The organism is Pantoea ananatis PA13, from assembly GCF_000233595.1.
Classification (GTDB): domain Bacteria; phylum Pseudomonadota; class Gammaproteobacteria; order Enterobacterales; family Enterobacteriaceae; genus Pantoea; species Pantoea ananatis.
In genome coordinates this window covers 462774-489766 of sequence record NC_017554.1, presented here as the reverse complement: position 1 = coordinate 489766, position 26993 = coordinate 462774, and the positions used below count along the sequence as shown (strand labels likewise).

Sequence of the window (26993 nt, the reverse complement as noted above, 5' to 3'; positions counted from 1 at the left end):
GACACACAAATTGTTTTAAAATTTGTGAAACAGTTGCGTCAAATATGGTAACTGTAGTTGCAGTCGCCAGCGTGATTTTTAACGGGCTGCCTTTTTCACATCGTCCTCATTTCCATCCCTGTTTTTTCCCGTTTCCAGCCTCTCAGCCCCGCTATAGCGGCCTTGTGTGAGCCTGCTTTACTTTTTTCGCAACGAGCACCCTGCTTGCAGTCAGCACATGCAACGCTGCTCACAATGTTGCTAAATAGTGAAACATTTTGCACTAAATGTGATCCCTACGACTCGAAATGCTTCCTTTTGGTGCGTCATATTAACGCAGCCTTCCAGATAATTCAGATTATTACCCGATCTTTCAGGTGACTTCAGGATTCTGCAAACCTGGCACTGGCTTTGCAAAGTCGTGGGGGGCCGTTCGCCACAGACAGGACGCACAATAAAGTGCGCAATACATAACAACACAACATGACATGCCACACAGGATGCTTTATGAAAAAGATGATGCTCTCTACTCTGGTTGCTGCGGCTTCTCTGCTTGCCGTTGCTCAGCAGGCCCACGCAGGCCCTACACTCGATGCGATTAAAAAGAAAGGCTTCATTCAGTGTGGGATCAGCGATGGCCTGCCAGGGTTCTCTTATGCGGATGCCAGTGGCAAATTTACCGGCCTTGATGTGGATATCTGTCGTGCTGCCGCGGCTGCCGTATTTGGCGACGCCACAAAAGTGAAGTACACCCCGCTGACGGCAAAAGAGCGTTTTACCGCGCTGCAGTCCGGCGAAGTCGACGTGCTTTCTCGCAATACCACCTGGACCTCATCACGTGACGGCGGCATGGGCTTCATGTTTACCGGCGTCAACTACTACGACGGCATTGGCTTCCTGACCCACAAGAAAGCGGGTCTCAAGAGCGCGAAAGAACTCGACGGTGCGACCGTCTGTATTCAGGCGGGCACCGATACCGAGCTGAACGTCGCTGACTTCTTTAAAGCCAACAAAATGCAGTACACGCCGGTCACCTTCGATCGCTCTGATGAATCCGCTAAGGCACTGGACAGCGGCCGTTGCGACACGCTGGCCTCTGACCAGTCTCAGCTGTACGCCCTGCGCATTAAATTAGGTAAACCAGACGACTTTATCGTCCTGCCTGAAGTGATTTCTAAAGAACCACTGGGGCCGCTTGTACGTCGCGGTGATGATGACTGGTTCACCATTGTTAAGTGGTCGCTTTTCGCCATGCTGAACGCTGAAGAGATGGGTATCAACTCCAAAAACGTTGATGAAATGACGGCTAAACCGGCAACACCTGATATGGCTCACCTGCTGGGCGCTGAAGGTGATTTCGGCAAAGATTTGAAGCTGGATAACAAATGGGCTTACAACATCATTAAACAGGTAGGTAACTATCAGGAAAGTTTTGATCGCAACGTCGGTAAAGACAGTCCGTTAAAAATCGCTCGTGGCCAGAATGCACTCTGGAATCAGGGCGGTATTCAGTACGCGCCACCGGTACGTTAATCGCGCCTCAACCCGTCGGGCACCGTTTTCTACGGTGCCCCAGCAAAGCTTTTGTTATTGAGGTTTAAACATGTCACAACGCCCAACCGTGAAAAGGGATTTTTCGTTCGGTAATCCCACGGTTCGAGCCTGGCTTTACCAGATAGTTGCGATCATTATTGTAGTTGCTGTGGTGGGCTACCTTATCCACAACACCGTTATCAATCTCGCTAATCGCGGTATTACTTCCGGGTTTGGTTTTCTGGAGCGCAATGCTGGTTTCGGCATTGTTCAGCATCTTATTGACTACACTGAGGGTGACACCTACGCACGCGTCTTTCTGGTCGGGCTGACCAATACGTTACTGGTTTCGGCACTCTGTATTGTTTTTGCATCTGTTCTGGGTTTTTTTATCGGGCTGGCACGCCTGTCAGATAACTGGTTACTGCGTAAAATCGCCAATATCTATATTGAAACTTTCCGCAATATTCCTCCCTTACTCCAGATCTTCTTTTGGTATTTTGCGGTATTACGTAACCTGCCCGGCCCCCGTCAGGCGCTCAATGCTTTCGATCTGGCCTTCGTCAGCAACCGTGGCCTGTATGTGCCCTGGCCGACCTATGCACCGGGAAGCTGGCCATTTGTTATTGCCCTCGTTTTGGCTGTTGTCGCGAGTTATGCCCTGTTCCGCTTCAACCGTCAGCATCAGCTTAAAACCGGTCAATTTCGTCGCACCTGGCCTGTCGCCATTTTGATGTTGTTACTCTTTCCCTTCATTGCACATCTGGGCTTTGGCGCAGCCATGCATTGGGACATTCCTGAGTTACGCGGCTTTAACTTTAGGGGCGGTTTCGTCATGATTCCTGAGCTGGCGGCACTGACGCTGGCGCTGTCGATTTATACCTCCTCGTTTATTGCGGAAGTCATTCGATCAGGTATTCAGGCTGTGCCCTATGGGCAGCATGAGGCGGCCCGCTCGCTGGGATTACCCAATCCGGTCACCTTGCGTCAGGTTATTATCCCTCAGGCGATGCGCGTGATCATTCCTCCCCTTACCAGCCAGTATCTGAATATTGTGAAGAACTCTTCTCTGGCTGCGGCAATTGGCTATCCCGATATGGTGTCGTTGTTTGCCGGAACGGTCCTGAATCAGACCGGCCAGGCCATCGAAACCATTGCTATCACCATGAGCGTCTATCTGATTATCAGCCTGCTGATTTCAATGTTGATGAACTTCTACAACCGCAAAATCGCGCTGGTTGAGCGTTAAGAGAACGGGATAACTATGTCTGTCACTACACACGAAACACCGCAGATAGCCTCATCACCGCTGAGCCGGGCCTGGCTGTGGGCGCGCAAAAATCTGTTTTCAGGGTGGTTTAATACCTGTCTGACGCTGCTTTGCATCTGGCTTATCTGGCATGTGATTCCACCTGCTCTGAACTGGCTGATCTTCGATGCAAACTGGTTCGGCACAACACGCGCAGACTGTACGAAAGAGGGGGCATGTTGGGTCTTTATTCATGCCCGCTTTGGCCAGTTTATGTATGGGCTTTATCCACATGAACTGCGCTGGCGCATCAACCTGGCGCTGGTCATTGGGCTGGCATCCATTGTGCCGATGTTTATTAAACGGCTGCCTTATCGTGGACGCTACATTGCCGCATGGGCAGTATGCTATCCCCTTGTTGTCTGGTTTCTGTTATATGGCGGTTTCTTAGGGCTGGACCGGGTGGAAACCCGTCAATGGGGTGGGCTTACACTGACGCTGATCATTGCATCCGTTGGTATCGCTGGCGCCTTACCGCTGGGGATTTTACTGGCGCTGGGACGACGCTCCCGGATGCCAGTGGTGCGAACGCTGTCAGTGATTTTTATTGAGTTCTGGCGCGGCGTGCCGCTGATAACCGTGCTGTTTATGTCTTCGGTCATGTTGCCGTTGTTTATGGCAGAAGGAACGACCATCGACAAACTGGTGCGTGCACTGGTTGGCGTGATCTTGTTCCAGTCGGCTTATGTGGCAGAGGTGGTACGTGGTGGACTGCAAGCCTTGCCTAAGGGGCAGTATGAAGCTGCTGAATCGCTGGCTCTGGGATACTGGAAGACGCAAATGCTGGTCATCCTTCCGCAGGCCTTAAAGCTGACTATTCCAGGACTGGTGAATACCATTATCGCGTTATTCAAAGATACCAGCCTGGTCATCATTATTGGTTTATTCGATCTGTTTAGTAGCGTGCAGCAGGCTACCGTCGATCCCGCCTGGCTAGGCATGTCTACTGAAGGCTATGTCTTTGCCGCGCTGGTCTACTGGATTTTCTGTTTTAGCATGTCACGTTACAGCCAGTATCTGGAAAAACGTTTTCACACCGGGCGCAAATCGCACTGAGGTTTCTATGACACAAATAATAACTGATTCAACCAATGCGATGATTTCGCTGGAAAATGTGAACAAGTGGTACGGGCAATTCCATGTGCTGAAAGATATTAATCTTCAGGTTAAACCCCAGGAACGTATCGTCTTGTGTGGACCATCAGGTTCAGGCAAATCCACCACAATTCGCTGCATCAACCATCTTGAAGAACACCAGAAGGGCCGTATTGTGGTTGATGGTATTCATTTGAATGATGATGTGCGCAACATTGAGCGGGTCCGTACCGAGGTCGGTATGGTGTTTCAACATTTTAACCTTTTCCCTCATCTTACCGTTTTGCAGAACTGCACGCTGGCGCCCATGTGGGTGCGTAAAATTGCCAAAAAGGAAGCCGAAGAGCTTGCTATGCACTACCTCAAGCGTGTTCGTATTGAGGAACATGCGCATAAGTTTCCCGGCCAGCTTTCTGGGGGACAGCAGCAGCGCGTAGCTATCGCACGTTCGCTATGCATGAAGCCTAAAATCATGCTGTTTGATGAGCCGACCTCTGCTCTGGATCCAGAGATGGTGAAGGAAGTGCTCGATACGATGATTGGACTGGCCGAAGATGGTATGACAATGCTTTGTGTGACGCACGAAATGGGCTTTGCCCGTACGGTAGCCGACAGAGTGATCTTTATGGATCGCGGTGAGATCGTGGAAGTCGCTCCTCCGCAGGAGTTTTTTGCTAATCCTCGGTCAGAGCGTACCCGCGCTTTCCTGTCCCAGGTTATCCACTAACCCCTCTTATCTCTCCCCGCATCTTCGTCTACGACGGAGGTGCGGTTTCCCCCCATGACGCTCAGCATAATATTCTTCTGCTACGCGAATAATCGCACTGCGTTAACTGTGGTTGCACAATGCCTCAGCTGCCAGCATTGCTTATAATCGCGTTTCATTACGCTAACAACCCTGTTTGAGCTCAGTTGCCCGGTTTTTAGCCGGCGTTTTATTGATATGGAAAGGAGCATTCGAAAGTTTTCAGTGCCCAAAGGGGGCCTTCCGCGCGCCATAATCGGCTCAGTATTGGCTTTTTACCGCGTTGCAGACGTAAAAAAGCCCCGCACTTTCGTACGGGGCTTTTCTGTTTGATGCCTGGCAGTTCCCTACTCTCGCATGGGGAGACCCCACACTACCATCGGCGCTACGGCGTTTCACTTCTGAGTTCGGCATGGGGTCAGGTGGGACCACCGCGCTACAGCCGCCAGGCAAATTCTTTATTTGCCGAACTCTAGCCATATATAACTGGTGCTGATACCCAGAGTCGAACTGGGGACCTCACCCTTACCAAGGGTGCGCTCTACCAACTGAGCCATATCAGCACGCAACAGGTACTCCCGGCACTGTTATGCTGATGCTCGGGTCTTTCAATTTGATGCCTGGCAGTTCCCTACTCTCGCATGGGGAGACCCCACACTACCATCGGCGCTACGGCGTTTCACTTCTGAGTTCGGCATGGGGTCAGGTGGGACCACCGCGCTACAGCCGCCAGGCAAATTCTGTTTCCCGCACCGCCCTCGCAGGCCGCACGGTTTTATCCGGTAAACAATGCTGAAAATTTAAATCGTCTCTCAACCAAAACGCCTCTGGCGTTGTAAGGTTAAGCCTCACGGGTCATTAGTACCGGTAAGCTCAACGCATCGCTGCGCTTACACACCCGGCCTATCAACGTCGTCGTCTTCAACGTCCCTTCAGGAGCCTTAAAGGCTCAGGGAGAACTCATCTCGGGGCAAGTTTCGTGCTTAGATGCTTTCAGCACTTATCTTTTCCGCACTTAGCTACCGGGCAGTGCCACTGGCGTGACAACCCGGACACCAGCGGTGCGTTCACTCCGGTCCTCTCGTACTAGGAGCAACCCCCCTCAATTCTCCAGCGCCCACGGCAGATAGGGACCGAACTGTCTCACGACGTTCTAAACCCAGCTCGCGTACCACTTTAAACGGCGAACAGCCGTACCCTTGGGACCTACTTCAGCCCCAGGATGTGATGAGCCGACATCGAGGTGCCAAACACCGCCGTCGATATGAACTCTTGGGCGGTATCAGCCTGTTATCCCCGGAGTACCTTTTATCCGTTGAGCGATGGCCCTTCCATTCAGAACCACCGGATCACTATGACCTGCTTTCGCACCTGCTCGAGCCGTCACTCTCGCAGTCAAGCTGGCTTATGCCATTGCACTAACCTCCTGATGTCCGACCAGGATTAGCCAACCTTCGTGCTCCTCCGTTACGCTTTGGGAGGAGACCGCCCCAGTCAAACTACCCACCAGACACTGTCCGCAGCCCGGATTACGGGCCTACGTTAGAACACCAAACATTAAAGGGTGGTATTTCAAGGCCGGCTCCACGCAGACTGGCGTCCACGCTTCAAAGCCTCCCACCTATCCTACACATCAAGGCTCAGTGTTCAGTGTCAAGCTGTAGTAAAGGTTCACGGGGTCTTTCCGTCTTGCCGCGGGTACACTGCATCTTCACAGCGATTTCAATTTCACTGAGTCTCGGGTGGAGACAGCCTGGCCATCATTACGCCATTCGTGCAGGTCGGAACTTACCCGACAAGGAATTTCGCTACCTTAGGACCGTTATAGTTACGGCCGCCGTTTACCGGGGCTTCGATCAAGAGCTTCTCCTTGCGGATAACCCCATCAATTAACCTTCCGGCACCGGGCAGGCGTCACACCGTATACGTCCACTTTCGTGTTTGCACAGTGCTGTGTTTTTAATAAACAGTTGCAGCCAGCTGGTATCTTCGACTGGCTTCAGCTCCGGGAGCAAGTCCCTTCACCTACGCGCCAGCGTGCCTTCTCCCGAAGTTACAGCACCATTTTGCCTAGTTCCTTCACCCGAGTTCTCTCAAGCGCCTTGGTATTCTCTACCTGACCACCTGTGTCGGTTTGGGGTACGATTTTGTGTTACCTGATGCTTAGAGGCTTTTCCTGGAAGCAGGGCATTTATCACTTCAGCACCGTAGTGCCTCGTCGTCACGCCTCAGTGTAAAGTGAACCGGATTTGCCTGGAACACACACCTACACGCTTAAACCGGGACAACCGTCGCCCGGCTGATATAGCCTTCTCCGTCCCCCCTTCGCAGTAACACCAAGTACAGGAATATTAACCTGTTTCCCATCGACTACGCCTTTCGGCCTCGCCTTAGGGGTCGACTCACCCTGCTCCGATTAACGTTGAACAGGAACCCTTGGTCTTCCGGCGACAAGGTTTTTCACCTTGTTTATCGTTACTTATGTCAGCATTCGCACTTCTGATACCTCCAGCATGCCTCACAGCACACCTTCGACGGCTTACAGAACGCTCCCCTACCCAACAACACATAGTGTCGCTGCCGCAGCTTCGGTGCATGGTTTAGCCCCGTTACATCTTCCGCGCAGGCCGACTCGACCAGTGAGCTATTACGCTTTCTTTAAATGATGGCTGCTTCTAAGCCAACATCCTGGCTGTCTGGGCCTTCCCACATCGTTTCCCACTTAACCATGACTTTGGGACCTTAGCTGGCGGTCTGGGTTGTTTCCCTCTTCACGACGGACGTTAGCACCCGCCGTGTGTCTCCCGTGATAACATTCTCCGGTATTCGCAGTTTGCATCGGGTTGGTAAGCCGGGATGGCCCCCTAGCCGAAACAGTGCTCTACCCCCGGAGATGAGTTCACGAGGCGCTACCTAAATAGCTTTCGGGGAGAACCAGCTATCTCCCGGTTTGATTGGCCTTTCACCCCCAGCCACAGGTCATCCGCTAATTTTTCAACATTAGTCGGTTCGGTCCTCCAGTTAGTGTTACCCAACCTTCAACCTGCCCATGGCTAGATCACCGGGTTTCGGGTCTATACCCTGCAACTTAACGCCCAGTTAAGACTCGGTTTCCCTGCGGCTCCCCTATACGGTTAACCTTGCTACAGAATATAAGTCGCTGACCCATTATACAAAAGGTACGCAGTCACCCCCATAAAGAAGGCTCCCACTGCTTGTACGTACACGGTTTCAGGTTCTGTTTCACTCCCCTCGCCGGGGTTCTTTTCGCCTTTCCCTCACGGTACTGGTTCACTATCGGTCAGTCAGGAGTATTTAGCCTTGGAGGATGGTCCCCCCATATTCAGACAGGATACCACGTGTCCCGCCTTACTCATCGAACTCACAGCCTGTGCACCTTTGTGTACGGGAGTATCACCCTGTACCCTGCGACTTTCCAGACGCTTCCACTGATGCACAAGCTGGTGATGGTTCTGGGCTCCTCCCCGTTCGCTCGCCGCTACTGGGGGAATCTCGGTTGATTTCTTTTCCTCGGGGTACTTAGATGTTTCAGTTCCCCCGGTTCGCCTCATACAGCTATGTATTCACTGCATGATAGTGTGTCGGAACACACTGGGTTTCCCCATTCGGGTATCGCCGGTTGTAGCGGTTCATATCACCTTACCGGCGCTTATCGCAGATTAGCACGCCCTTCATCGCCTCTGACTGCCAGGGCATCCACCGTGTACGCTTAGTCGCTTAACCTCACAACCCACAGGCGTTTATCTGTTTTACCGTAACGGCTTCACAGTTAGCTTGTAAGCTGTAAGCTTTTGAGAGACTCGAACGCGTTGTACTGTGTTCCTTATTACGGAGGAACACGACAATGCGTCGTTTCAAATTTTCAGCTTGTTCCGGATTGTTAAAGAGCAGAATACTTCGCAGCACACCGTTGCCGGTACGCTCTGAAGTATTTTCAGAAAAAATACAGTAGTGAGTATGGTGGAGCTAAGCGGGATCGAACCGCTGACCTCCTGCGTGCAAGGCAGGCGCTCTCCCAGCTGAGCTATAGCCCCATACAGTTACTGCAGAGACCACTACTACCACTCAACCGAGTAAACATCCTTCATCAAGAAGGATGCCATTTCGTCTCAGGCAAGGCATGCGGAAGGGACGTTTACGTCTGTAAACGACCGCGCGCATAACGCAGCATAAGAAGAAATTTGGTAGGCCTGAGTGGACTTGAACCACCGACCTCACCCTTATCAGGGGTGCGCTCTAACCACCTGAGCTACAAGCCTGTAGAGGTTTTTTCTGCTCGTGACTTTCTATCAGACAATCTGTGTGAGCACTTCGCGGGAAAGTATCTTCAGGTAAGGAGGTGATCCAACCGCAGGTTCCCCTACGGTTACCTTGTTACGACTTCACCCCAGTCATGAATCACAAAGTGGTAAGCGCCCTCCCGAAGGTTAAGCTACCTACTTCTTTTGCAACCCACTCCCATGGTGTGACGGGCGGTGTGTACAAGGCCCGGGAACGTATTCACCGTGGCATTCTGATCCACGATTACTAGCGATTCCGACTTCACGGAGTCGAGTTGCAGACTCCGATCCGGACTACGACGCACTTTATGAGGTCCGCTTGCTCTCGCGAGGTCGCTTCTCTTTGTATGCGCCATTGTAGCACGTGTGTAGCCCTACTCGTAAGGGCCATGATGACTTGACGTCATCCCCACCTTCCTCCGGTTTATCACCGGCAGTCTCCTTTGAGTTCCCGACCGAATCGCTGGCAACAAAGGATAAGGGTTGCGCTCGTTGCGGGACTTAACCCAACATTTCACAACACGAGCTGACGACAGCCATGCAGCACCTGTCTCACGGTTCCCGAAGGCACTAAGGCATCTCTGCCAAATTCCGTGGATGTCAAGAGTAGGTAAGGTTCTTCGCGTTGCATCGAATTAAACCACATGCTCCACCGCTTGTGCGGGCCCCCGTCAATTCATTTGAGTTTTAACCTTGCGGCCGTACTCCCCAGGCGGTCGACTTAACGCGTTAGCTCCGGAAGCCACTCCTCAAGGGAACAACCTCCAAGTCGACATCGTTTACGGCGTGGACTACCAGGGTATCTAATCCTGTTTGCTCCCCACGCTTTCGCACCTGAGCGTCAGTCTTCGTCCAGGGGGCCGCCTTCGCCACCGGTATTCCTCCAGATCTCTACGCATTTCACCGCTACACCTGGAATTCTACCCCCCTCTACGAGACTCAAGCCTGCCAGTTTCAAATGCAGTTCCCAGGTTAAGCCCGGGGATTTCACATCTGACTTAACAGACCGCCTGCGTGCGCTTTACGCCCAGTAATTCCGATTAACGCTTGCACCCTCCGTATTACCGCGGCTGCTGGCACGGAGTTAGCCGGTGCTTCTTCTGCGGGTAACGTCAATCGACGCGGTTATTAACCACATCGCCTTCCTCCCCGCTGAAAGTACTTTACAACCCGAAGGCCTTCTTCATACACGCGGCATGGCTGCATCAGGCTTGCGCCCATTGTGCAATATTCCCCACTGCTGCCTCCCGTAGGAGTCTGGACCGTGTCTCAGTTCCAGTGTGGCTGGTCATCCTCTCAGACCAGCTAGGGATCGTCGCCTAGGTGGGCCGTTACCCCGCCTACTAGCTAATCCCATCTGGGTTCATCCGATAGTGAGAGGCCCGAAGGTCCCCCTCTTTGGTCTTGCGACGTTATGCGGTATTAGCCACCGTTTCCAGTGGTTATCCCCCTCTATCGGGCAGATCCCCAGACATTACTCACCCGTCCGCCACTCGTCACCCGAGGAGCAAGCTCCTCTGTGCTACCGTCCGACTTGCATGTGTTAGGCCTGCCGCCAGCGTTCAATCTGAGCCATGATCAAACTCTTCAATTTAAAGTTTGATTTGCTGAAACCAGTTCAGCGGTGCTCATCTGTAAAACGTCATAATGAATTTCATTATGTGTTCACTCGTGAGGCTTTGATATTTTTTACGTCCGGAGACGCTGATATCAATCCTGCGAGTGCCCACACAGATTGTCTGATAAATTGTTAAAGAGCAGTGCGAACAGCGGGTTAACCGTCTGTCGCGAGGTGGCGTATATTACGCTTTCCTCCTTCAGAGTCAACCTCTTTTTCAGAAGTTTTTCTCTGGCGGCTCAGTTGCCTGAACCTCTCAACACCGCATTCCGTAAGCCGTTGTGCCGTGTCGATGGAGGCGCATTATAGGGATCCGATTTAATTGCACAACCCTTTTTTTGGATCTTTTTACTGACTGCCGAGAAAACATTCATATTGATTAGATCACCAACGATCCGGCGCAAAATCCCCTTGCCAGTTGGTCACAATCGCATCAGGCTGCCGGTAAACACAGTAAAGGAGAGCACAATGACTGTAGCGTTACGTCCTTATAAACATCTCTTCCCGCAGTTGGGTCTGCGCGTCATGGTTGATCCCACCAGCGTTGTGGCGGGTGACGTAATCATGGAAGACGATGTCGGTATCTGGCCTCTGGTGGCTATTCGTGGTGATGTGAACCAGGTTCGCATCGGCGCCCGCACCAATATTCAGGATGGTAGCGTGCTGCATGTTACCCATAAGTCTGATGCTAATCCTGCAGGTTTCCCACTGGTGATCGGTGAGGATGTTACTGTCGGACATAAAGCCATGCTGCACGGTTGTACTATTGGCAATCGCGTACTGGTTGGAATGGGGTCAATTGTGCTGGATGGCGTGATTGTTGAGGATGACGTTCTGATTGGTGCCGGGAGCCTGGTTCCTCCCGGTAAGCGGCTGGAAAGTGGTTATCTTTATGTAGGCAGTCCGGTCAAACAGATCCGACCGCTGAATGAAAAAGAAATAGCAGGATTGCTCTACTCTGCCAGCAACTATGTCAGTTGGAAGAACGACTACCTGGCCGGCGACAGCCAGATCCATCCTTCATTATCGACCTGATCGTTACGGATACAGTCTTCCGCCTGATCTTCCAAATCCCAGCGATGGTCACGAAACAGTGCCATCGCATCCCCTTCCCCGAATTGTTGGTGTAAAGCCGTCACACTGATGGCACAGGTTAGCCCCATGCCATTGACCAAAACAGGGAAACAGACAGCCATTAATGTCGTATCCAGCGTTTCACGATCTGGAAACTGGATAGCCTGATTCACGACGACAGCTCCGCTTTCAATGACGCGATCACCGGCGCAATTTCCGGCATGATGCCATGCCATAAATGAAATGCATGCGCGGCTTGCCCCACCAGCATGCCTAATCCATCCGCAAGATGCGATGAACCCTGTTGTTGGCACCAGCGCAGAAAAGCGGTTAATCCGTTCTGATAAAACATGTCATAGCAGTGTAAATCAGCATGGATTAATGATGAGGGTAATGGCGGCACATCGCCATTAATGCCACTCGATGTCGCGTTAATCAGTAAATCAAATTGTTTACCACTCAGCGCATTAAATGAACATGCACTCACCGCCCCATACTGTCCGAACGCCTTTGCCATGCTTTGGGCACTCGCAGCCGTGCGGTTGACTAGCGTAATCGTCGTTCCCAGAGAAAGCAGAGGCAGGATCACGCCACGCGCTGCCCCACCAGCCCCCATCAGTAAGACACGATCGCCTGGTTTGATCATCGACAGACGCTGAAGATCGCTGACTAAACCAATGCCGTCCGTATTGTCGCCAAGAATCTGTCCGTCCGGGCACTTTTTCAACGTGTTAACCGCCCCCGAGGTAGAAGCCCGCTCGGTCAGTTGATCGGCATATTCCCAGGCCTGCTGCTTGAAAGGTAACGTGATATTTGCGCCCGCTCCGCCTTGGGCAAAAAACGTCGTAACCGCCTCGGGGAAACTATCCACAGGCGCTTCAATACGATCATATTGAAGGGTGATCCCCGTTTGTCTGGCAAAAGCCTGATGGATTTGCGGCGACTTACTGTGGCTTATTGGGTGACCAAAAACGGCAAAATGTATCATCTGCTAACCCTGCCGTATCTGGTTGCCGCTGATGACGTCGCGGATCTCGGAAGGATTTAACCTGCCTCCCGTGTTCCCGTTGAGCACGGGGAACGCCGGACCAAACTGCCGTTTGACTTCATCTACTGTGCGACAGGGCGGCTGCCCTGAAAGATTCGCACTGGTTGACACCAGAGGCTTGCCAAACGCCCGGCACAACGCCTGAACGTCAGGATGATCGCTGACGCGAATAGCCAGAGAATCGAATTGTCCGGTTAACCAACGCGGCGTATGCGGTGCCGCAGGCACGACAAAGGTGACCGGGCCGGGCCAGCAGGCAAACATACGTTCACGCTGCATCGCCGTTAACACGTGATCGGAAACGTAGGGCATGAGCTGGCCATAATCAGCCGCTATCAGAATCAATCCTTTTTCCACGGGCCGCCGTTTCAACGCCAACAGCGCCATGACGGCGGATTCATTATCAGGATCGCAGCCCAGGCCGAATACCGCTTCTGTAGGGTAAGCAATGACTGCATGTTGCTTCAGATGGTTCACACAATCCTGGAGTGAGCCGGAAACTGGTTGATTTTGCATGATGATGTCTTACGTCTCTTCAATGATAGCTTTGCCACAACGTTTACTGGCGCAAAAAAGCCGGGTGCCTTGCGTGGTCTTTTTTTCAACTAAAAGTGGAAATTCACAATGCGGACAACGCCCGGCCACGGGTGTCAGGTTGACGGCAAACTGGCAGGCTGGATAGCGATCACAGGAATGAAACGTTTTACCAAAACGCGATCGCCGCTGTACCAGTTTACCCTGCTGACACTGCGGGCAATCGAGAGTCGTCTCATCAGGTTTATCGATCGTTTCTGTGTAATCACATTCTGGATAATGGCTACAGCCAATGAACATACCAAAACGGCCCTGGCGTAATACTTTATCTGCGCCACATTGCGGGCAGGCGTGACCTTCCAGAACTTTCACAACATGCCCGTCGGCCTGGTTGCCCAGGGGCCGAATGTAATCGCAGGCAGGGTAGTTTGCACAGCCCAAAAAAGGACCGTGTTTTCCTGAACGTATAACAAGTTCTGCCCCGCAAGCGGGGCAGGGATCCTGTTTACGCACAGTGAAGAGTGCGGTTTTACTCATAACGATAATGCATCAGTGAAATTTAATGCAGCATACCTTCGTTGACGTCGAATAACAGTTCTTCCATTTGTTGGTAGGCATTTTCACATCCAGGGATGTTAAAAAGCACCATCAACACCACCCATTTAAGATCCTCAAGATCGAAATCAAGAGTATCAAGCGCCATGACACGTTCAATGACCATTTCTCGTGTTTCAAGGCTCAATACCTGAATTTGTTCCAGGAAGAGCAGGAAACCGCGGCTTTCGGCATCTAAACGCTTGCTCTCTTCATCTGTATAGATGCGCATGGAGAGCGGATCATTTGCCAGTAAAATTGGTGCGACCAGACCTTCCTGGTAGTCTGCCAATTTTTCTAACCAGTTCAACGCGTTATAAATGTCTTCGCGATGAAAACCGGCATCCGTCAAGTCATCTGTCAATCTGTCCTGATCAACACCCATTTCTGCTTCGTTGTGGATATAGGTCTCAAACAAGTACATGAGTACGTCGAACATGGCATGCCCTCCTCAATCGGACATAGCCGCCGGGTACAGCTGCGATCCATCCTGCTAACTCCAGTTCCAGCAACTGAGCTGTAATAACTGGCACAGGTTGGCCGGCACGTTCAGCGACAACGTCAACAGGTGTAACCTCATCACCTACGTTAGCCAACAGCTCGGCAAATGGCAATGGAGCATCGTCACTGGCATCAGAATAAATTTCGTCTGATTGTGTAACAGGTAACCAGTTAAGCATAGCGCGTAAATCTTCAATGATGTTATTAGGATGTGCCACCAGCATTGCTCCCTGCTGAATCAACCAGTTTGTTCCCTCACTGCCGCTGTTGCCCAATGCTCCAGGCAAGGCATAAACAGCGCGATTTTGCTCTAATGCGTAACGGGCTGTGACTAATGAACCACTCTTTAATGACGCTTCAATGACTAACACGCCCTGGCTTAATCCGCTGATAATCCGGTTTCTGCGTGGAAACCGGTGTGCCAGAGGAAGTGCATCAAGCGGAAACTCGGATATCACCGCGCCCCCCTGCTCGACAATTTCCTGAGCCAGCGCAACATGCCTCCTGGGATAGAGGTGGGCCAGTCCGCTGCCCAGTACCGCAACGGTTTTCCCCCTCACGTTCAGCGCAGCACGATGTGCAACACCATCAATACCGAGAGCCAGGCCGCTGGTGATGGTGAAGCCACTGAGCGACAACGCCTGTGTGAACACGTCACACCAGTAACGACCGGAGTGAGAGCACTGGCGGCTGCCCACCACCGCCAGCTGCGATGTACCCAGAACGGAAGGATCGCCCTTTACATACAGCAAAGGAGGAAAACAGCTGATTTCAGTGAGCTGAGCGGGATAAAGCGGATCAAGGGCGGTAATCAAATGATGTAACGGGCTTTGCGACAGCCACTTGTTTACCGTTTTCAGCCAACCCGGGGAGAGATGATGGTAATGGTGGCGCTGTGAAACCTCTAATCCATTCTGGGTCAACACATCGTCAACATCTTTGCCTTCAGACAGTTGCTGTGCCGCCTTTAACCAACGCCTGCCGGTTAAGCCCGGTATAGTGCCCAGCCGCAGTAATTGCTCCCGTTTTCTCATCTTCAAAGCCCTCTGACAAGCATCGCGTCCCTCCGCAGAATGCTGTCAATCGGGTAGTAAAAAGTCTACAATATGAGGAAGTAATCTTTCCCTTTTAGAATTTATATCTGGATATTTATGTCAGTTTTACAGGTATTACATTTCCCTGACGAGCGCCTGCGCAAAATTGCCGCGCCTGTTAAAGAAGTTAACGCGGACGTTCAGCGTATCGTCGATGATATGTTCGAAACCATGTATTCCGAAGAAGGTATCGGCCTTGCCGCGACGCAGGTGGATATTCATCAGCGCATCATTGTGATTGATGTCTCTGAAAACCGCGACGAACGCCTGGTCTTAATCAATCCTGAGCTGCTGGAAAAGAGCGGCGAAACGGGTATCGAAGAAGGTTGCCTGTCTATTCCTGAGCAACGTGCCTTTGTGCCTCGTGCCGAGCGGGTAAAAGTCCGTGCACTGGACCGCGAGGGTAAAAGCTTCGAACTTGAAACCGGTGATCTTCTTGCTATCTGCATCCAGCACGAAATCGACCATCTCGATGGTAAGCTGTTCATCGATTATCTTTCGCCTTTAAAGCGTCAGCGCATTAAAACAAAGTTAGAAAAGCTGGCGCGTCAAAATGCTCAGGCTTCCTGAGATCGGAATAAGGGATAAACGTGTCTGCTCCGCTTAAAATTATCTTTGCTGGCACGCCAGACTTTGCAGCGCGTCATCTTGACGCGCTGCTTGCTTCTGAGCATCAGATTGTCGGCGTCTTCACCCAGCCGGATCGTCCTGCAGGTCGCGGCAATAAGTTGACCGCCAGCCCGGTCAAGTCATTGGCCCAGGCTCACAACATTCCGGTATTTCAACCCCAATCCCTGCGCCCGGCCGAAAACCAACAGTTGGTTGCAGACTTACAGGCTGACGTCATGGTTGTCGTCGCTTATGGGCTCATCCTGCCAAAAACCGTGCTTGAGATGCCCCGTTTGGGTTGTATCAACGTGCACGGTTCCCTGTTACCACGCTGGCGTGGCGCCGCGCCTATTCAGCGCGCACTCTGGGCGGGTGACAGCGAAACCGGCGTGACCATTATGCAGATGGATGTCGGGCTGGATACGGGTGACATGTTGTTAAAACTCGCCTGTCCGATTAGCGCTGAAGACACCAGCGCAACGCTTTACGATAAGCTGGCAGATCTGGGTCCGGCAGGGTTGATGACCACATTATCCCAGTTACGTGACGGTAACGCGCAGGCCGTTCAGCAGGATGAAAGTCTGGCTAACTACGCAGAAAAACTGAGCAAAGAAGAGGCGCGCCTTAACTGGACGTTGCCGGCTGAACAGCTGGAACGCTGCATTCGTGCTTTTAATCCCTGGCCGATAAGCTTCTTTATGGTGAATGACCAGCCGGTGAAAGTCTGGCAAGCCAGCGTCTTACCTCATGTCAACAAGCAGCCGGGAGAGATTATCCAGGCTGACAAACACGGCATTCACATTGCCACTGCCGACGGCGTGCTGAATTTACTTCAGCTTCAACCCGCCGGTAAAAAAACGATGTCAGCACAGGACCTGCTTAACTCGCGTCGCGAATGGTTTGAAACCGGCACGCTTCTGGACTGACCCTCAGGCCCGGCAAAACCGGGCCTTTTGCTTGATGGCACTATCTTATGACTAAATCAACCAATCTTCGTAGCCTGTCTGCTCAACTGATCGAACGCGTTGTCGATAAAGGCGAATCACTCAATACCGCCTTGCCCGCGGCACAGAAAAAACTCTCAGATAAAGATGCTGCCCTGGTACAAGAGATCTGCTTTGGTGTACTGCGCACGTTACCGCAGCTGGAAGCGCTGATCGGCAAACTGATGGAACGTCCCTTAACGGGTAAGCAGCGTACGCTGCATTTCCTGATTATGGTGGGCTTATATCAGCTACTTTATACACGCGTGCCCGCTCATGCAGCATTAGCGGAGACAGTGGCCGGGGCGGAGGTGCTGAAACGCGCAAACCTGAAAGGATTAATCAATGGCGTCTTGCGCCAGTTCCAGCGTCAGCAGGAAGCCCTTCTTGCCAGTATTCAGGATGGTCCTCAGCGTCATCTTCATCCGGGCTGGTTACTGAACCGGCTTCAGCAGGCATGGCCAGAGCAGTGGCAGCAAATTGTTGAGGCAAACAACCAGCGACCACCGATGTGGTTGCGTGTTAATCGCCAACATCATTCACGTGACAGCTGGCTGGCGCGCCTCACCGCAGAGGAGAAGAGTGCTGCTGTCGCCCAAGATGTGCCAGAAGCGCTGCGTCTTGCGGCGCCTGCACCGGTTACTCTGCTGCCTGGCTTTGAGCAAGGCTGGTTTACGGTACAGGATCTCTCCGCTCAACGCTGTGCGCTTCTGCTTGAGCCAAAAAACGGTGAGCAGATTCTGGATCTCTGCGCGGCGCCGGGAGGGAAAACGACCCACATTCTGGAGATTGCTCCCGAGGCACAGGTGCTTGCTGTCGATGTTGATGCCCAACGACTGAAACGCGTGAATGAAAATCTGACTCGTCTGGGGATGACCGCCGAGGTAAAACAGGGAGATGGGCGCACGCCGCAGCAGTGGTGCGACCAACGTCAGTTTGACCGCATTTTGCTGGATGCGCCCTGCTCAGCGACCGGCGTTATCCGCCGGCATCCCGACATTAAGTGGTTACGTCGCGATCGCGACATTGCAGAGCTGGCCGCATTACAACGTGAAATTCTGGATGCGACCTGGCCGCTGCTCAAACCCGGCGGTACGATGATCTATGCAACCTGCTCTGTCTTACCGGACGAGAACCAGCGGCAAATCAGCGAGTTCATCGAGCGTCACGCTGATGCGGAAGCGGTTTCATTGTCCGGCGCGCCCCTGAACGGTTGGCAGGTCTTTCCCGAGGCAGAAGGCGGAGATGGTTTTTTCTACGCTAAGCTGGTGAAACGCACGGGTCCACTCTGAAAAGGCATTGATAAGCGATGAAAATCATAATTCTTGGTGCTGGTCAGGTCGGCGGCACACTGGCAGAAAACCTGGTTGGTGAAAATAACGATATTACCGTTGTGGATACAGACTCAACGCGGTTACGCCAACTGCAGGACAAATTTGATTTACGTGTCGTGCAGGGCCATGGTTCTCACCCACGTATTCTCCGTGAGGCCGGTGCAGAGGATGCCGATATGCTGGTTGCCGTGACCAGCTCGGATGAAACCAATATGATTGCCTGCCAAATCGCTTATTCGCTTTTCAACACGCCAAATCGCATCGCCCGTATCCGTGCGGCGGACTATCTGCGCGACGCCGATAAACTGTTTATTCCTGAAGCCGTGCCCATCGATCATTTGATTTCGCCTGAGCAACTGGTCATCGACAACATATATCGTCTGATTCAGTATCCTGGTGCACTGCAGGTCGTTAACTTTGCCGAAGGTAAGGTCAGTCTTGCCGTTGTCAAAGCCTATTATGGCGGTCCGCTCGTAGGCAATCCGCTGTCGATCCTGCGGGACCATATGCCACATATCGATACGCGCGTGGCGGCAATCTTCCGTCAGGATCGCCCTATCCGTCCACAGGGATCCACCATTATTGAAGCAGGGGATGAGGTCTTTTTCATTGCCGCAAGCCAGCATATTCGTGCAGTCATGAGTGAAATGCAGCGGCTGGAAAAACCCTATAAACGCATCATGTTGGTGGGCGGCGGAAATATTGGTTTTGGCCTGGCGCAGCGGCTTGAGAAAAATTACAGCGTCAAACTCATTGAGCGTAATCCTCAGCGTGCTGCCGAGCTGGCAGAACAGTTACATGATACAGTGGTGTTCTATGGTGATGCGTCCGATCAGGAGCTGCTGGCAGAAGAGCACATTGAGCAGGTCGACTTATTCATTGCCGTCACCAACGATGACGAAGCGAATATTATGTCGGCCATGCTGGCTAAAAAAATGGGTGCCAAGAAAGTCATGGTGCTGATACAACGACGGGCTTACGTCGATCTGGTCCAGGGCAGCGTAATTGATATTGCCATTTCGCCACAGCAGGCCACGATTTCAGCCCTGTTAGGGCACGTGCGCAAAGCGGACATTGTAGGCGTTTCGTCTTTACGCCGCGGTATTGCCGAAGCCATTGAAGCCATTGCGCACGGTGATGAAACCACCTCACGCGTGGTGGGACGGTCAATTGATGATATCAAGCTTCCACCAGGCACATTGATTGGTGCGGTGGTTCGCGGCGATGATGTGATGATAGCGAATGACAACCTGCGTATTGAACAGGGCGACCACGTCGTCATGTTTTTAACCGATAAGAAATTTGTACCGGACGTCGAACGTCTGTTTCAGCCAAGTCCGTTCTTCCTCTAAAAAATTCAGGGCTGTGTCTGACATCATTTAGCAAATTGTTCGCAGTAATGGCAAATATGGCAAGCTTTGTTAAACTTTATGGCATTGGCTAAGGCAAGGAGAGAAGTATGAGTTTATTCAAAGAGTTTCGTGATTTTGCGATGCGCGGCAATGTGGTTGATCTGGCCGTCGGTGTCATCATTGGTGCGGCATTTGGTAAAATTGTTTCATCATTGGTGGCGAACATCATTATGCCACCTTTGGGTTTGCTGATTGGCGGCGTTGATTTCAAATCGTTTAGTTGGGTGCTTAAACCCGCCGTAGGTAATGCGCCCGCTGTCGTCATGGAATATGGTGTTTTCCTGCAAACCGTATTTGATTTCATCATTGTTGCTTTTGCTATCTTCATGGCAATCAAGTTGATGAACAAACTGTATAAAAAGAAAGAAGTGGAAAAACCGGCCCCCAAACCTTCAAACGAAGAACTGCTTCTGACCGAAATTCGCGACTTACTTAAACAACAAAACACGAAAATTTAAACGACGAAGCCGCTTTAACGCGGCTTTTTTGTGCCCGAAAAGCAGAAGGCCAGTGATAAACGGCTTGCTTATCACTGGCCTCCCAGTCTTTTCCTTTTCCGTGTTTTGCTTTACGTTTGAAACTGCCCTTCCCTTTTTGTTTCTGTTCGACCCGCTGTCTGAAGAGAGGATCGTGTAACAATGCCTGTAAGGCGTTATCCTGTATTTGCCCTTTCGTATGGCGATAACTGGACATAATTTCTCCGTGTTGTTGATAGAAATAAGGCTGTTAAAGATGCAGCAGCCACTATTATACGCGGATGCTGGCGACATAAAACATGCTAATCTGGCGAAATTTTGTGCTTAATTGCGCGGCCATATTCGCCATCCAAAAAATCTGTGCTCATGCCGGCCTGACGAAGTTTAACCTTCAGCAGCAGCAGCCGTTGTGTCTGAATCAGTCTCTCAGGATCGTCAGGATCTAAATGGTGTAACAAATCGCTGACCTGCAGCGCTTCGCGCCGGAGTTCGAGTTCCGGGGGCAGGAAGCCTGCATTTTTTAACAGTCGAAATCCTGCACGCAGCTCAGGTGGAACCTGACTGTCGTCTTCAAGTTGCAGCGGCGCACCTTCGCCCGGCAGGTTACTCAGCTCGCCTTTCTCCTGCGCCGCTTTGATATGCTGTTCAACAAGCTGATCAATTAACCACATTGTTCGCCTCCTTCATAACATGACAAGCGTAGCAGACGCGGAACTGCAGACAATAAAAAACCCGCCGAAGCGGGTTTTTCACGTTGCAACAGATTACTCTGCCGCAGCTTCTGCTTGAGCTTCTGGACGATCAACCAGCTCGATGTATGCCATCGGAGCGTTGTCACCAGCGCGGAAGCCACACTTCAGAATGCGAGTGTAACCACCTGCACGGCTCGCGAAACGCGGGCCTAACTCATTAAACAGTTTTGCCACGATCTCGTTATCACGAGTGCGGGCGAATGCCAGACGACGATTAGCTACGCTGTCGGTCTTGGCAAGAGTAATCAGCGGCTCAACTACGCGGCGCAACTCTTTGGCTTTCGGCAGAGTCGTCTTAATGATCTCATGACGAACCAGAGAGCCAGCCATGTTGCGGAACATAGCCTGACGATGGCTGCTGTTGCGGTTCAGTTGACGACCACTCTTACGATGGCGCATGACCTTATCCTTCTCAGTGAAACCTTAACCTGTGATCGGGTTATTCATCAGCAATGCTTGCCGGTGGCCAGTTTTCCAGGCGCATGCCCAGAGACAGACCACGTGAGGCCAGCACATCTTTAATCTCGGTAAGAGATTTTTTACCAAGGTTAGGCGTTTTAAGCAGCTCAACCTCAGTACGCTGTACCAGATCACCGATGTAGTGGATAGCTTCTGCCTTAAGGCAGTTAGCAGAGCGGACAGTCAATTCCAGATCGTCAACAGGGCGCAGCAGGATCGGATCGAATTCTGGTTTCTCTTCTTTAACTTCCGGCTGACGTACATCACGTAAGTCGACGAAAGCTTCCAGTTGTTCTGCCAGGATGGTTGCCGCACGACGAATCGCCTCTTCAGGATCGATTGTGCCGTTGGTTTCCATTTCGATGACCAGCTTGTCCAGGTCGGTGCGCTGCTCTACACGCGCTGCTTCAACATTGTAGGCGATACGGTCTACAGGGCTGTAGCAAGCGTCAACTAACAGACGGCCGATTGGGCGCTCATCTTCTTCCGAATGAATTCGGGCAGAAGCCGGCACATAACCACGACCACGCTGAACTTTGATACGCATGCTAATAGATGCATTTTCATCGGTCAGATGGCAGATCACATGCTGCGGCTTGACGATTTCGACATCACCATCATGGGTAATGTCGGCTGCAGTCACAGGGCCAATGCCAGATTTATTCAAGGTAAGAATAACTTCATCTTTGCCCTGAACTCTTACCGCCAAACCTTTAAGGTTGAGCAGGATTTCCAGGATATCTTCCTGTACACCCTCTTTGGTGCTGTACTCATGCAGTACACCATCAATTTCAACCTCGGTCACCGCGCAACCCGGCATTGATGAAAGCAGAATACGGCGCAGCGCGTTACCAAGAGTATGGCCAAAGCCACGCTCTAAAGGCTCAAGGGTCACCTTGGCGTGCGTCGAACTCACTTGCTCGATATCTACCAGGCGCGGTTTTAGAAACTCTGTCACAGAACCCTGCATTGTGTCCTCTCTTTGGTACTAAGCTTTACTTGGAGTAAAGCTCGACGATCAGGTGTTCGTTAATGTCCGCAGACAGATCGGTACGTTCAGGAATACGTTTGAACACACCTTCCATCTTAGCTGCATCAACTTCCAGCCAGGTTGGCTTTTCACGCTGCTCAGCCAGCTCCAGAGCGGCCTTCACGCGAGATTGCTTTTTGGCTTTCTCACGGATGCTAACGACATCATTCGGAGATACCTGATAAGAAGCGATGTTGACAACGCGACCATTTACCAGAACAGACTTATGGCTCACCAGCTGACGTGCTTCCGCACGCGTGGCACCAAAGCCCATACGATAAACGACGTTGTCCAGACGGCCTTCCAGCAGAGCCAACAGGTTTTCACCGGTGTTGCCTTTCAGACGTGCTGCTTCTTTGTAATAGTTACGGAACTGACGCTCAAGAACACCGTACATACGACGAACTTTTTGCTTTTCACGTAACTGGCCGCCGTAGTCAGACAGACGTGGCTTACGCGCACCGTGCTGACCAGGAGCTTGTTCAATTTTACACTTGGAATCAATCGCGCGAACGCCAGACTTAAGGAATAAGTCAGTGCCCTCACGACGGCTCAGCTTGAGCTTAGGACCCAAATATCTTGCCATTTTCTTTCTCCAACTATCCTAAAAAACGGGGCGTTATACGCGACGTTTTTTCGGCGGACGACAACCGTTATGAGGGATCGGAGTCACATCAGTAATATTCGTGATGCGGAAACCAGCGGCGTTCAGTGCACGAATTGTTGATTCGCGACCCGGACCCGGACCCTTAACCATAACTTCCAGGTTCTTAATACCGTAATCTTTTACCGCTTCTGCACAGCGCTCTGCAGCGACCTGAGCAGCAAACGGAGTGGATTTACGTGAACCGCGGAAACCGGAACCACCGGCGGTTGCCCAACCCAGTGCGTTACCCTGACGATCAGTAATGGTAACGATTGTGTTGTTAAAAGAAGCATGGACATGAGCCACGCCATCTGAGACTTGTTTTCTTACACGCTTACGTGCACGAACTGGTGCCTTTGCCATTATTTACTCACCCCGATTATTTCTTGATCGGTTTACGCGGACCCTTACGGGTACGTGCGTTGGTCTTGGTGCGCTGACCGCGAACCGGAAGACCACGACGATGGCGCAAACCACGGTAGCAACCAAGGTCCATAAGACGCTTGATGCTCAGGGTGATTTCACGGCGCAGATCACCTTCTACAACGAATTTAGCAACTGCATCACGCAGCTGATCAATTTGTTCTTCAGACAGCTCACTGATCTTAACATTTTCAGCAATACCCGTTGAAGCGCAGATGGCTTTCGAACGAGTCTTACCAATACCGAAAATCGAGGTTAAAGCGATAACGGTATGTTTCTGATCAGGAATGTTAATGCCTGCTATACGGGCCACTATGCACTCCTACTATTTAATATGTACGCACCATGCCGAAAAGCCCGTTTTCAGGATACTCAAATGGAAACGTACAGACATACAAAAGATTGGCTGGCTAATCTAGCCAGCTCAACCCGACTTTGCAAGAAAAATATGTGAAAATCAGCCTTGGCGCTGTTTATGCTTTGGCTCGGCGCTGCAGATCACACGAACGACACCGTCGCGGCGAATGATTTTGCAGTTACGACATAATTTCTTGACGGAAGCACGAACTTTCATTTTTACTCTCCGTAACTTCTCAACCACCTGAATTAACGGCCGTAGCCCTTCAGGTTAGCTTTCTTCAATGCAGACTCGTACTGACTTGACATCATCAGAGTTTGCACTTGAGCCATAAAGTCCATGATGACGACCACTACGATGAGCAGTGATGTACCGCCAAAGTAGAAAGGAACTTTCATCGCATCACGCATGAACTCCGGGATAAGGCAGATAAAGGTAATGTAGAGGGCACCGATTAAGGTTAACCGCGTCATTACTTTATCAATATACTTCGCCGTTTGCTCTCCCGGACGAATTCCCGGTACGAATGCACCAGACTTCTTCAGGTTATCTGCTGTTTCACGCGGGTTGAAAACCAACGCCGTGTAGAAGAAACAGAAGAAGATGATAGCAGTCGCATAGAGTAGCACATAAAGCGGCTGTCCTGGCTGCAAATACATCGAAATTGTTGTCAGCCAGTTCCAACCGGTACCGCCCCCGAACCACGATGCAATCGTTGCCGGGAACAGAATAATGCTGGAAGCGAAGATTGCCGGGATAACCCCTGCCATATTCACTTTCAACGGTAAATGTGTGCTCTGTGCAGCGTATACACGGCGACCTTGTTGACGTTTGGCATAGTTCACCACAATGCGGCGTTGACCACGCTCAACGAAAATAACAAAGAAGGTCACTGCAAATACGAGAACTGCAACCAACAGCAACAGAAGGAAGTGCAGGTCACCTTGCCGCGCTTGCTCGATGGTATGGCCAATGGCCGGCGGAAGACCCGCAACAATACCTGCGAAGATAATGATTGAAATACCGTTACCGATACCACGCTCAGTTATCTGTTCGCCCAGCCACATCAGGAACATTGTCCCGGTAACCAGACTCACAACAGCGGTAAAATAGAATGCAAAGCCTGGATTCATTACCAGGCCTTGCATACCAGGCATATTCGGTAAACCGGTAGCAATACCGATTGACTGGAATATGGCCAATACCAACGTACCGTAACGGGTGTACTGGCTAATCTTACGACGGCCAGCCTCCCCTTCTTTCTTGATTTCAGCTAACGCGGGATGAACCACCGTTAACAGCTGGATAATAATCGATGCCGAAATATACGGCATGATACCCAGAGCAAAGATAGAAGCACGGCTGAGAGCACCACCAGAGAACATGTTAAACATTTCAATGATGGTGCCACGCTGTTGCTCAAGCAGTTTGGCAAGTACAGTGGCATCAATACCAGGGATCGGAATAAAAGAGCCAATACGGAAGACAATCAGTGCACCGATTACAAACAGCAGTCTGCGTTTCAGTTCACCAAAGCCACCTTTGGCACTTTGAAAATCTAATCCCGGTTGTTTAGCCATCTGCTACTTATTCCTCGATTTTACCGCCAGCAGCTTCGATTGCAGCACGAGCACCTTTGGTGACACGCAAGCCGCGAACCGTTACCGGTGCAGAAACTTCACCAGAAAGAATTACTTTAACGAATTCAATCTGAACACCGACAATGTTGGCTGCTTTCAGCGCGTTCAGGTCGACGATACCGCCTTCAACTTTCGCCAGATCAGACAGACGAATCTCTGTGGTGATCATTGCTTTGCGAGAGGTGAAACCGAACTTCGGCAGACGACGGTACAGAGGCATCTGACCACCTTCGAAACCGCGACGTACGCCACCGCCAGAACGAGAGTTCTGACCTTTGTGACCACGACCACCGGTTTTTCCGAGGCCAGAACCGATACCACGACCCAGACGCTTGGTAGCGTGCTTAGACCCTTCGGCCGGAGACAGAGTATTTAAACGCATCTCTTACTCCTCCACTTTAACCATGTAGGAAACCGCGTTGACCATACCGCGTACAGCTGGCGTATCTTCACGCTCTACGGTATGACCAATACGACGCAGACCCAGGCCAACCAGAGTGGCTTTATGCTTAGGCAAGCGGCCGATTGAACTACGGGTTTGGGTGATTTTAATAGTGTTAGCCATCGTGATTACCCCAGAATTTCTTCAACGGATTTACCACGCTTAGCAGCGACCATTTCCGGAGACTTCATATTGCCCAGACCGTCAATAGTTGCACGAACCACGTTAATCGGGTTGGTGGAACCATAGGCTTTTGCCAGAACGTTATGTACTCCAGCGACTTCCAGAACGGCGCGCATTGCACCACCGGCGATGATACCGGTACCTTCTGAAGCCGGCTGCATGAACACACGGGACCCAGTGTGCGCACCTTTAACAGGGTGCTGCAGGGTGCCGTTGATCAGCGCGACATTAACCATATTGCGACGGGCTTTCTCCATCGCTTTCTGGATCGCTGCTGGAACTTCACGCGCTTTACCGTAACCAAAACCAACGCGGCCGTTACCATCACCCACTACAGTCAGTGCGGTGAAGGAGAAAATACGACCACCTTTTACAGTTTTAGATACACGGTTTACCGCGATCAGTTTTTCCTGCAGTTCGCCAGCTTGTTTCTCGATGTGTGCCATCTTAGACCTCTACCTTAGAACTGAAGGCCAGCTTCACGGGCAGCATCTGCCAGTGCCTGGACGCGACCATGATATTGGAAACCGGAACGGTCGAAAGAAACACCAGTGATGCCTTTTTCGATTGCGCGTTCTGCAATAGCTTTACCTACAGCAGCTGCGGCTTCTTTATTACCGGTAAACTTCAGTTGTTCAGTGATAGCTTTTTCTACAGTAGAAGCAGCAACCAGAACTTCGGAACCGTTCGGGGCGATTACCTGTGCGTAAATGTGACGCGGGGTACGATGTACCACCAGGCGAGTAGCACCCAGCTCTTTGAGCTTGCGACGTGCACGGGTCGCACGACGGATACGAGCAGATTTCTTATCCATAGTGTTA

At 51.5% G+C, this 26993-nt stretch carries 29 protein-coding genes, 3 tRNA genes and 4 rRNA genes; 10 read left to right on the top strand and 26 right to left on the bottom strand.

The features are described 5' to 3' along the window. Positions 1-486 precede the first annotated feature (486 nt). The 4 genes from PAGR_RS02375 (at position 487) to PAGR_RS02360 (ending at position 4643) form a co-directional block, all read left to right on the top strand. Positions 487-1512, top strand: a complete 1026-nt coding sequence (locus tag PAGR_RS02375) for an amino acid ABC transporter substrate-binding protein (protein ID WP_014604880.1) — start codon at positions 487-489, stop codon at positions 1510-1512. A 70-nt stretch (positions 1513-1582) separates the two neighbouring features. Then, positions 1583-2761 carry an amino acid ABC transporter permease gene (locus PAGR_RS02370; protein WP_013027443.1) on the top strand — a complete coding sequence of 393 codons (1179 nt, stop codon included), beginning with the start codon at positions 1583-1585 and terminating at the stop codon, positions 2759-2761. Between the two features lie 15 nt (positions 2762-2776). Continuing rightward, positions 2777-3877: an amino acid ABC transporter permease gene (locus PAGR_RS02365; protein ID WP_013027444.1), complete on the top strand. Its 1101-nt coding sequence runs from the start codon at positions 2777-2779 to the stop codon at positions 3875-3877. A 7-nt stretch (positions 3878-3884) separates the two neighbouring features. Further along, positions 3885-4643 (top strand): amino acid ABC transporter ATP-binding protein, encoded by a 759-nt coding sequence (locus PAGR_RS02360; RefSeq protein ID WP_013027445.1) that lies wholly within the window; start codon positions 3885-3887, stop codon positions 4641-4643. Between the two features lie 352 nt (positions 4644-4995). On the opposite strand, the gene rrf (PAGR_RS02355) is transcribed toward PAGR_RS02360, so the two are convergent. The 7 genes from rrf (PAGR_RS02355) to PAGR_RS02325 all read right to left on the bottom strand — a co-directional run bounded on the left by rrf (PAGR_RS02355) (position 4996) and on the right by PAGR_RS02325 (position 10556). Beyond that, positions 4996-5111 (bottom strand): 5S ribosomal RNA (rrf, locus tag PAGR_RS02355). 37 nt (positions 5112-5148) lie between these two features. Continuing rightward, positions 5149-5224, bottom strand: a tRNA-Thr gene (locus PAGR_RS02350). 55 nt (positions 5225-5279) lie between these two features. Next, positions 5280-5395 (bottom strand): 5S ribosomal RNA (rrf, locus tag PAGR_RS02345). A 103-nt stretch (positions 5396-5498) separates the two neighbouring features. Then, positions 5499-8405: ribosomal RNA gene (locus PAGR_RS02340) — 23S ribosomal RNA — on the bottom strand. 235 nt (positions 8406-8640) lie between these two features. Beyond that, a tRNA-Ala gene (locus PAGR_RS02335) sits at positions 8641-8716 on the bottom strand. 148 nt (positions 8717-8864) lie between these two features. Further along, positions 8865-8941, bottom strand: a tRNA-Ile gene (locus PAGR_RS02330). Positions 8942-9014: 73 nt separating this feature from the next. Further along, positions 9015-10556 (bottom strand): 16S ribosomal RNA (locus PAGR_RS02325). The 16S, 23S and 5S rRNA genes sit together here with 3 tRNA genes alongside, the layout of an rRNA operon. A 492-nt stretch (positions 10557-11048) precedes the next feature. Between PAGR_RS02325 and PAGR_RS02320 the strand changes: the two genes are divergently transcribed. After that, the gene (locus PAGR_RS02320) at positions 11049-11615 is read left to right on the top strand and encodes a gamma carbonic anhydrase family protein (RefSeq protein ID WP_014604879.1); all 567 of its coding nucleotides are present in this window, start codon (positions 11049-11051) and stop codon (positions 11613-11615) included. Here PAGR_RS02320 and PAGR_RS02315 read toward each other — a convergent pair. From PAGR_RS02315 to dprA, 6 genes are read right to left on the bottom strand one after another with little or no spacing between them, the layout of a single operon-like run. Then, positions 11570-11827 carry a DUF1488 family protein gene (locus PAGR_RS02315; protein ID WP_014604878.1) on the bottom strand — a complete coding sequence of 86 codons (258 nt, stop codon included), beginning with the start codon at positions 11825-11827 and terminating at the stop codon, positions 11570-11572. The genes PAGR_RS02320 and PAGR_RS02315 overlap by 46 nt on opposite strands. Further along, entirely contained in the window at positions 11824-12642 is an 819-nt protein-coding gene (gene aroE, locus PAGR_RS02310; protein WP_014604877.1) for a shikimate dehydrogenase, read from the bottom strand. Before aroE ends, PAGR_RS02315 begins: the two co-directional genes overlap by 4 nt. Positions 12643-12645: 3 nt before the next feature. Continuing rightward, the gene (tsaC, locus tag PAGR_RS02305) at positions 12646-13218 is read right to left on the bottom strand and encodes an L-threonylcarbamoyladenylate synthase type 1 TsaC (protein WP_014594749.1); all 573 of its coding nucleotides are present in this window, start codon (positions 13216-13218) and stop codon (positions 12646-12648) included. 9 nt (positions 13219-13227) lie between these two features. Beyond that, a complete protein-coding gene (locus tag PAGR_RS02300; RefSeq protein ID WP_014594750.1) occupies positions 13228-13773 on the bottom strand; it encodes a DNA topoisomerase family protein in 546 nt (181 codons plus the stop codon). 22 nt (positions 13774-13795) lie between these two features. Next, the gene (gene smg / locus PAGR_RS02295) at positions 13796-14269 is read right to left on the bottom strand and encodes a DUF494 family protein Smg (protein ID WP_013027451.1); all 474 of its coding nucleotides are present in this window, start codon (positions 14267-14269) and stop codon (positions 13796-13798) included. Then, a complete protein-coding gene (gene dprA / locus PAGR_RS02290) occupies positions 14241-15365 on the bottom strand; it encodes a DNA-protecting protein DprA (RefSeq protein ID WP_014594751.1) in 1125 nt (374 codons plus the stop codon). The genes smg and dprA overlap by 29 nt, the downstream gene beginning before the upstream one ends. A gap of 117 nt (positions 15366-15482) precedes the next feature. Here dprA and def point away from each other — a divergent pair, with 117 nt between their 5' ends. The 5 genes from def (at position 15483) to mscL (ending at position 20221) form a co-directional block, all read left to right on the top strand. Further along, positions 15483-15995: a peptide deformylase gene (gene def / locus PAGR_RS02285; protein ID WP_013027453.1), complete on the top strand. Its 513-nt coding sequence runs from the start codon at positions 15483-15485 to the stop codon at positions 15993-15995. A gap of 20 nt (positions 15996-16015) precedes the next feature. Beyond that, the gene (gene fmt / locus PAGR_RS02280; protein ID WP_014604876.1) at positions 16016-16960 is read left to right on the top strand and encodes a methionyl-tRNA formyltransferase; all 945 of its coding nucleotides are present in this window, start codon (positions 16016-16018) and stop codon (positions 16958-16960) included. A gap of 47 nt (positions 16961-17007) precedes the next feature. After that, positions 17008-18309 (top strand): 16S rRNA (cytosine(967)-C(5))-methyltransferase RsmB, encoded by a 1302-nt coding sequence (rsmB, locus tag PAGR_RS02275; protein WP_014604875.1) that lies wholly within the window; start codon positions 17008-17010, stop codon positions 18307-18309. Between the two features lie 17 nt (positions 18310-18326). Further along, on the top strand, positions 18327-19703 hold the full coding sequence (trkA, locus tag PAGR_RS02270) for a Trk system potassium transporter TrkA (protein WP_013027456.1): 1377 nt from the start codon (positions 18327-18329) through the stop codon (positions 19701-19703). Positions 19704-19810: 107 nt separating this feature from the next. After that, positions 19811-20221 carry a large-conductance mechanosensitive channel protein MscL gene (mscL, locus tag PAGR_RS02265; protein WP_013027457.1) on the top strand — a complete coding sequence of 137 codons (411 nt, stop codon included), beginning with the start codon at positions 19811-19813 and terminating at the stop codon, positions 20219-20221. Here mscL and PAGR_RS02260 read toward each other — a convergent pair. The 13 genes from PAGR_RS02260 to rplR all read right to left on the bottom strand — a co-directional run bounded on the left by PAGR_RS02260 (position 20196) and on the right by rplR (position 26986). After that, the gene (locus PAGR_RS02260; RefSeq protein ID WP_014604874.1) at positions 20196-20456 is read right to left on the bottom strand and encodes an alternative ribosome-rescue factor A; all 261 of its coding nucleotides are present in this window, start codon (positions 20454-20456) and stop codon (positions 20196-20198) included. The genes mscL and PAGR_RS02260 overlap by 26 nt on opposite strands. 85 nt (positions 20457-20541) lie before the next feature. Continuing rightward, on the bottom strand, positions 20542-20910 hold the full coding sequence (locus tag PAGR_RS02255) for a DnaJ family domain-containing protein (protein ID WP_014604873.1): 369 nt from the start codon (positions 20908-20910) through the stop codon (positions 20542-20544). Between the two features lie 93 nt (positions 20911-21003). Then, positions 21004-21390 carry a 50S ribosomal protein L17 gene (gene rplQ / locus PAGR_RS02250; protein WP_003850180.1) on the bottom strand — a complete coding sequence of 129 codons (387 nt, stop codon included), beginning with the start codon at positions 21388-21390 and terminating at the stop codon, positions 21004-21006. A 40-nt stretch (positions 21391-21430) separates the two neighbouring features. Beyond that, the gene (locus PAGR_RS02245) at positions 21431-22420 is read right to left on the bottom strand and encodes a DNA-directed RNA polymerase subunit alpha (protein ID WP_007891688.1); all 990 of its coding nucleotides are present in this window, start codon (positions 22418-22420) and stop codon (positions 21431-21433) included. 25 nt (positions 22421-22445) lie between these two features. After that, positions 22446-23066: a 30S ribosomal protein S4 gene (gene rpsD, locus PAGR_RS02240; protein ID WP_013027460.1), complete on the bottom strand. Its 621-nt coding sequence runs from the start codon at positions 23064-23066 to the stop codon at positions 22446-22448. Positions 23067-23099: 33 nt separating this feature from the next. Further along, positions 23100-23489 carry a 30S ribosomal protein S11 gene (gene rpsK / locus PAGR_RS02235; RefSeq protein WP_004160563.1) on the bottom strand — a complete coding sequence of 130 codons (390 nt, stop codon included), beginning with the start codon at positions 23487-23489 and terminating at the stop codon, positions 23100-23102. A gap of 16 nt (positions 23490-23505) precedes the next feature. After that, positions 23506-23862, bottom strand: a complete 357-nt coding sequence (gene rpsM / locus PAGR_RS02230) for a 30S ribosomal protein S13 (RefSeq protein WP_003850176.1) — start codon at positions 23860-23862, stop codon at positions 23506-23508. Positions 23863-24006: 144 nt separating this feature from the next. Then, positions 24007-24123 carry a 50S ribosomal protein L36 gene (rpmJ, locus tag PAGR_RS02225; protein WP_004160566.1) on the bottom strand — a complete coding sequence of 39 codons (117 nt, stop codon included), beginning with the start codon at positions 24121-24123 and terminating at the stop codon, positions 24007-24009. A gap of 32 nt (positions 24124-24155) precedes the next feature. Continuing rightward, complete coding sequence (gene secY / locus PAGR_RS02220; RefSeq protein WP_013027461.1) at positions 24156-25487, bottom strand: preprotein translocase subunit SecY; 1332 nt, start codon at positions 25485-25487, stop codon at positions 24156-24158. Positions 25488-25494: 7 nt separating this feature from the next. Next, positions 25495-25929: a 50S ribosomal protein L15 gene (gene rplO, locus PAGR_RS02215; protein ID WP_009087579.1), complete on the bottom strand. Its 435-nt coding sequence runs from the start codon at positions 25927-25929 to the stop codon at positions 25495-25497. A gap of 3 nt (positions 25930-25932) precedes the next feature. Next, positions 25933-26112, bottom strand: coding sequence for a 50S ribosomal protein L30 (gene rpmD / locus PAGR_RS02210; protein WP_013027462.1), 180 nt, complete (start codon positions 26110-26112; stop codon positions 25933-25935). A gap of 5 nt (positions 26113-26117) precedes the next feature. Further along, entirely contained in the window at positions 26118-26618 is a 501-nt protein-coding gene (gene rpsE, locus PAGR_RS02205; RefSeq protein WP_006120595.1) for a 30S ribosomal protein S5, read from the bottom strand. A 14-nt stretch (positions 26619-26632) separates the two neighbouring features. Then, a complete protein-coding gene (rplR, locus tag PAGR_RS02200; RefSeq protein WP_013027463.1) occupies positions 26633-26986 on the bottom strand; it encodes a 50S ribosomal protein L18 in 354 nt (117 codons plus the stop codon). Positions 26987-26993 lie beyond the last annotated feature (7 nt).

What these genes read in the sequence shown, in the direction of transcription:
- rpmJ (WP_004160566.1), bottom strand. Translation starts at nt 24,123, where the DNA reads ATGAAAGTTCGTGCTTCCGTCAAGAAATTATGTCGTAACTGCAAAATC.
- rplR (WP_013027463.1), bottom strand. Translation starts at nt 26,986, where the DNA reads ATGGATAAGAAATCTGCTCGTATCCGTCGTGCGACCCGTGCACGTCGC.
- dprA (WP_014594751.1), bottom strand. Translation starts at nt 15,365, where the DNA reads ATGAGAAAACGGGAGCAATTACTGCGGCTGGGCACTATACCGGGCTTA.
- trkA (WP_013027456.1), top strand. Translation starts at nt 18,327, where the DNA reads ATGAAAATCATAATTCTTGGTGCTGGTCAGGTCGGCGGCACACTGGCA.
- secY (WP_013027461.1), bottom strand. Translation starts at nt 25,487, where the DNA reads ATGGCTAAACAACCGGGATTAGATTTTCAAAGTGCCAAAGGTGGCTTT.
- tsaC (WP_014594749.1), bottom strand. Translation starts at nt 13,218, where the DNA reads ATGCAAAATCAACCAGTTTCCGGCTCACTCCAGGATTGTGTGAACCAT.
- rpsE (WP_006120595.1), bottom strand. Translation starts at nt 26,618, where the DNA reads ATGGCACACATCGAGAAACAAGCTGGCGAACTGCAGGAAAAACTGATC.
- rpsK (WP_004160563.1), bottom strand. Translation starts at nt 23,489, where the DNA reads ATGGCAAAGGCACCAGTTCGTGCACGTAAGCGTGTAAGAAAACAAGTC.
- PAGR_RS02260 (WP_014604874.1), bottom strand. Translation starts at nt 20,456, where the DNA reads ATGTCCAGTTATCGCCATACGAAAGGGCAAATACAGGATAACGCCTTA.
- PAGR_RS02365 (WP_013027444.1), top strand. Translation starts at nt 2,777, where the DNA reads ATGTCTGTCACTACACACGAAACACCGCAGATAGCCTCATCACCGCTG.
- rsmB (WP_014604875.1), top strand. Translation starts at nt 17,008, where the DNA reads ATGACTAAATCAACCAATCTTCGTAGCCTGTCTGCTCAACTGATCGAA.
- smg (WP_013027451.1), bottom strand. Translation starts at nt 14,269, where the DNA reads ATGTTCGACGTACTCATGTACTTGTTTGAGACCTATATCCACAACGAA.
- PAGR_RS02360 (WP_013027445.1), top strand. Translation starts at nt 3,885, where the DNA reads ATGACACAAATAATAACTGATTCAACCAATGCGATGATTTCGCTGGAA.
- rpmD (WP_013027462.1), bottom strand. Translation starts at nt 26,112, where the DNA reads ATGGCTAACACTATTAAAATCACCCAAACCCGTAGTTCAATCGGCCGC.
- aroE (WP_014604877.1), bottom strand. Translation starts at nt 12,642, where the DNA reads ATGATACATTTTGCCGTTTTTGGTCACCCAATAAGCCACAGTAAGTCG.
- PAGR_RS02245 (WP_007891688.1), bottom strand. Translation starts at nt 22,420, where the DNA reads ATGCAGGGTTCTGTGACAGAGTTTCTAAAACCGCGCCTGGTAGATATC.
- PAGR_RS02320 (WP_014604879.1), top strand. Translation starts at nt 11,049, where the DNA reads ATGACTGTAGCGTTACGTCCTTATAAACATCTCTTCCCGCAGTTGGGT.
- rpsD (WP_013027460.1), bottom strand. Translation starts at nt 23,066, where the DNA reads ATGGCAAGATATTTGGGTCCTAAGCTCAAGCTGAGCCGTCGTGAGGGC.
- PAGR_RS02375 (WP_014604880.1), top strand. Translation starts at nt 487, where the DNA reads ATGAAAAAGATGATGCTCTCTACTCTGGTTGCTGCGGCTTCTCTGCTT.
- PAGR_RS02300 (WP_014594750.1), bottom strand. Translation starts at nt 13,773, where the DNA reads ATGAGTAAAACCGCACTCTTCACTGTGCGTAAACAGGATCCCTGCCCC.
- PAGR_RS02370 (WP_013027443.1), top strand. Translation starts at nt 1,583, where the DNA reads ATGTCACAACGCCCAACCGTGAAAAGGGATTTTTCGTTCGGTAATCCC.
- rplQ (WP_003850180.1), bottom strand. Translation starts at nt 21,390, where the DNA reads ATGCGCCATCGTAAGAGTGGTCGTCAACTGAACCGCAACAGCAGCCAT.
- mscL (WP_013027457.1), top strand. Translation starts at nt 19,811, where the DNA reads ATGAGTTTATTCAAAGAGTTTCGTGATTTTGCGATGCGCGGCAATGTG.
- def (WP_013027453.1), top strand. Translation starts at nt 15,483, where the DNA reads ATGTCAGTTTTACAGGTATTACATTTCCCTGACGAGCGCCTGCGCAAA.
- rplO (WP_009087579.1), bottom strand. Translation starts at nt 25,929, where the DNA reads ATGCGTTTAAATACTCTGTCTCCGGCCGAAGGGTCTAAGCACGCTACC.
- PAGR_RS02255 (WP_014604873.1), bottom strand. Translation starts at nt 20,910, where the DNA reads ATGTGGTTAATTGATCAGCTTGTTGAACAGCATATCAAAGCGGCGCAG.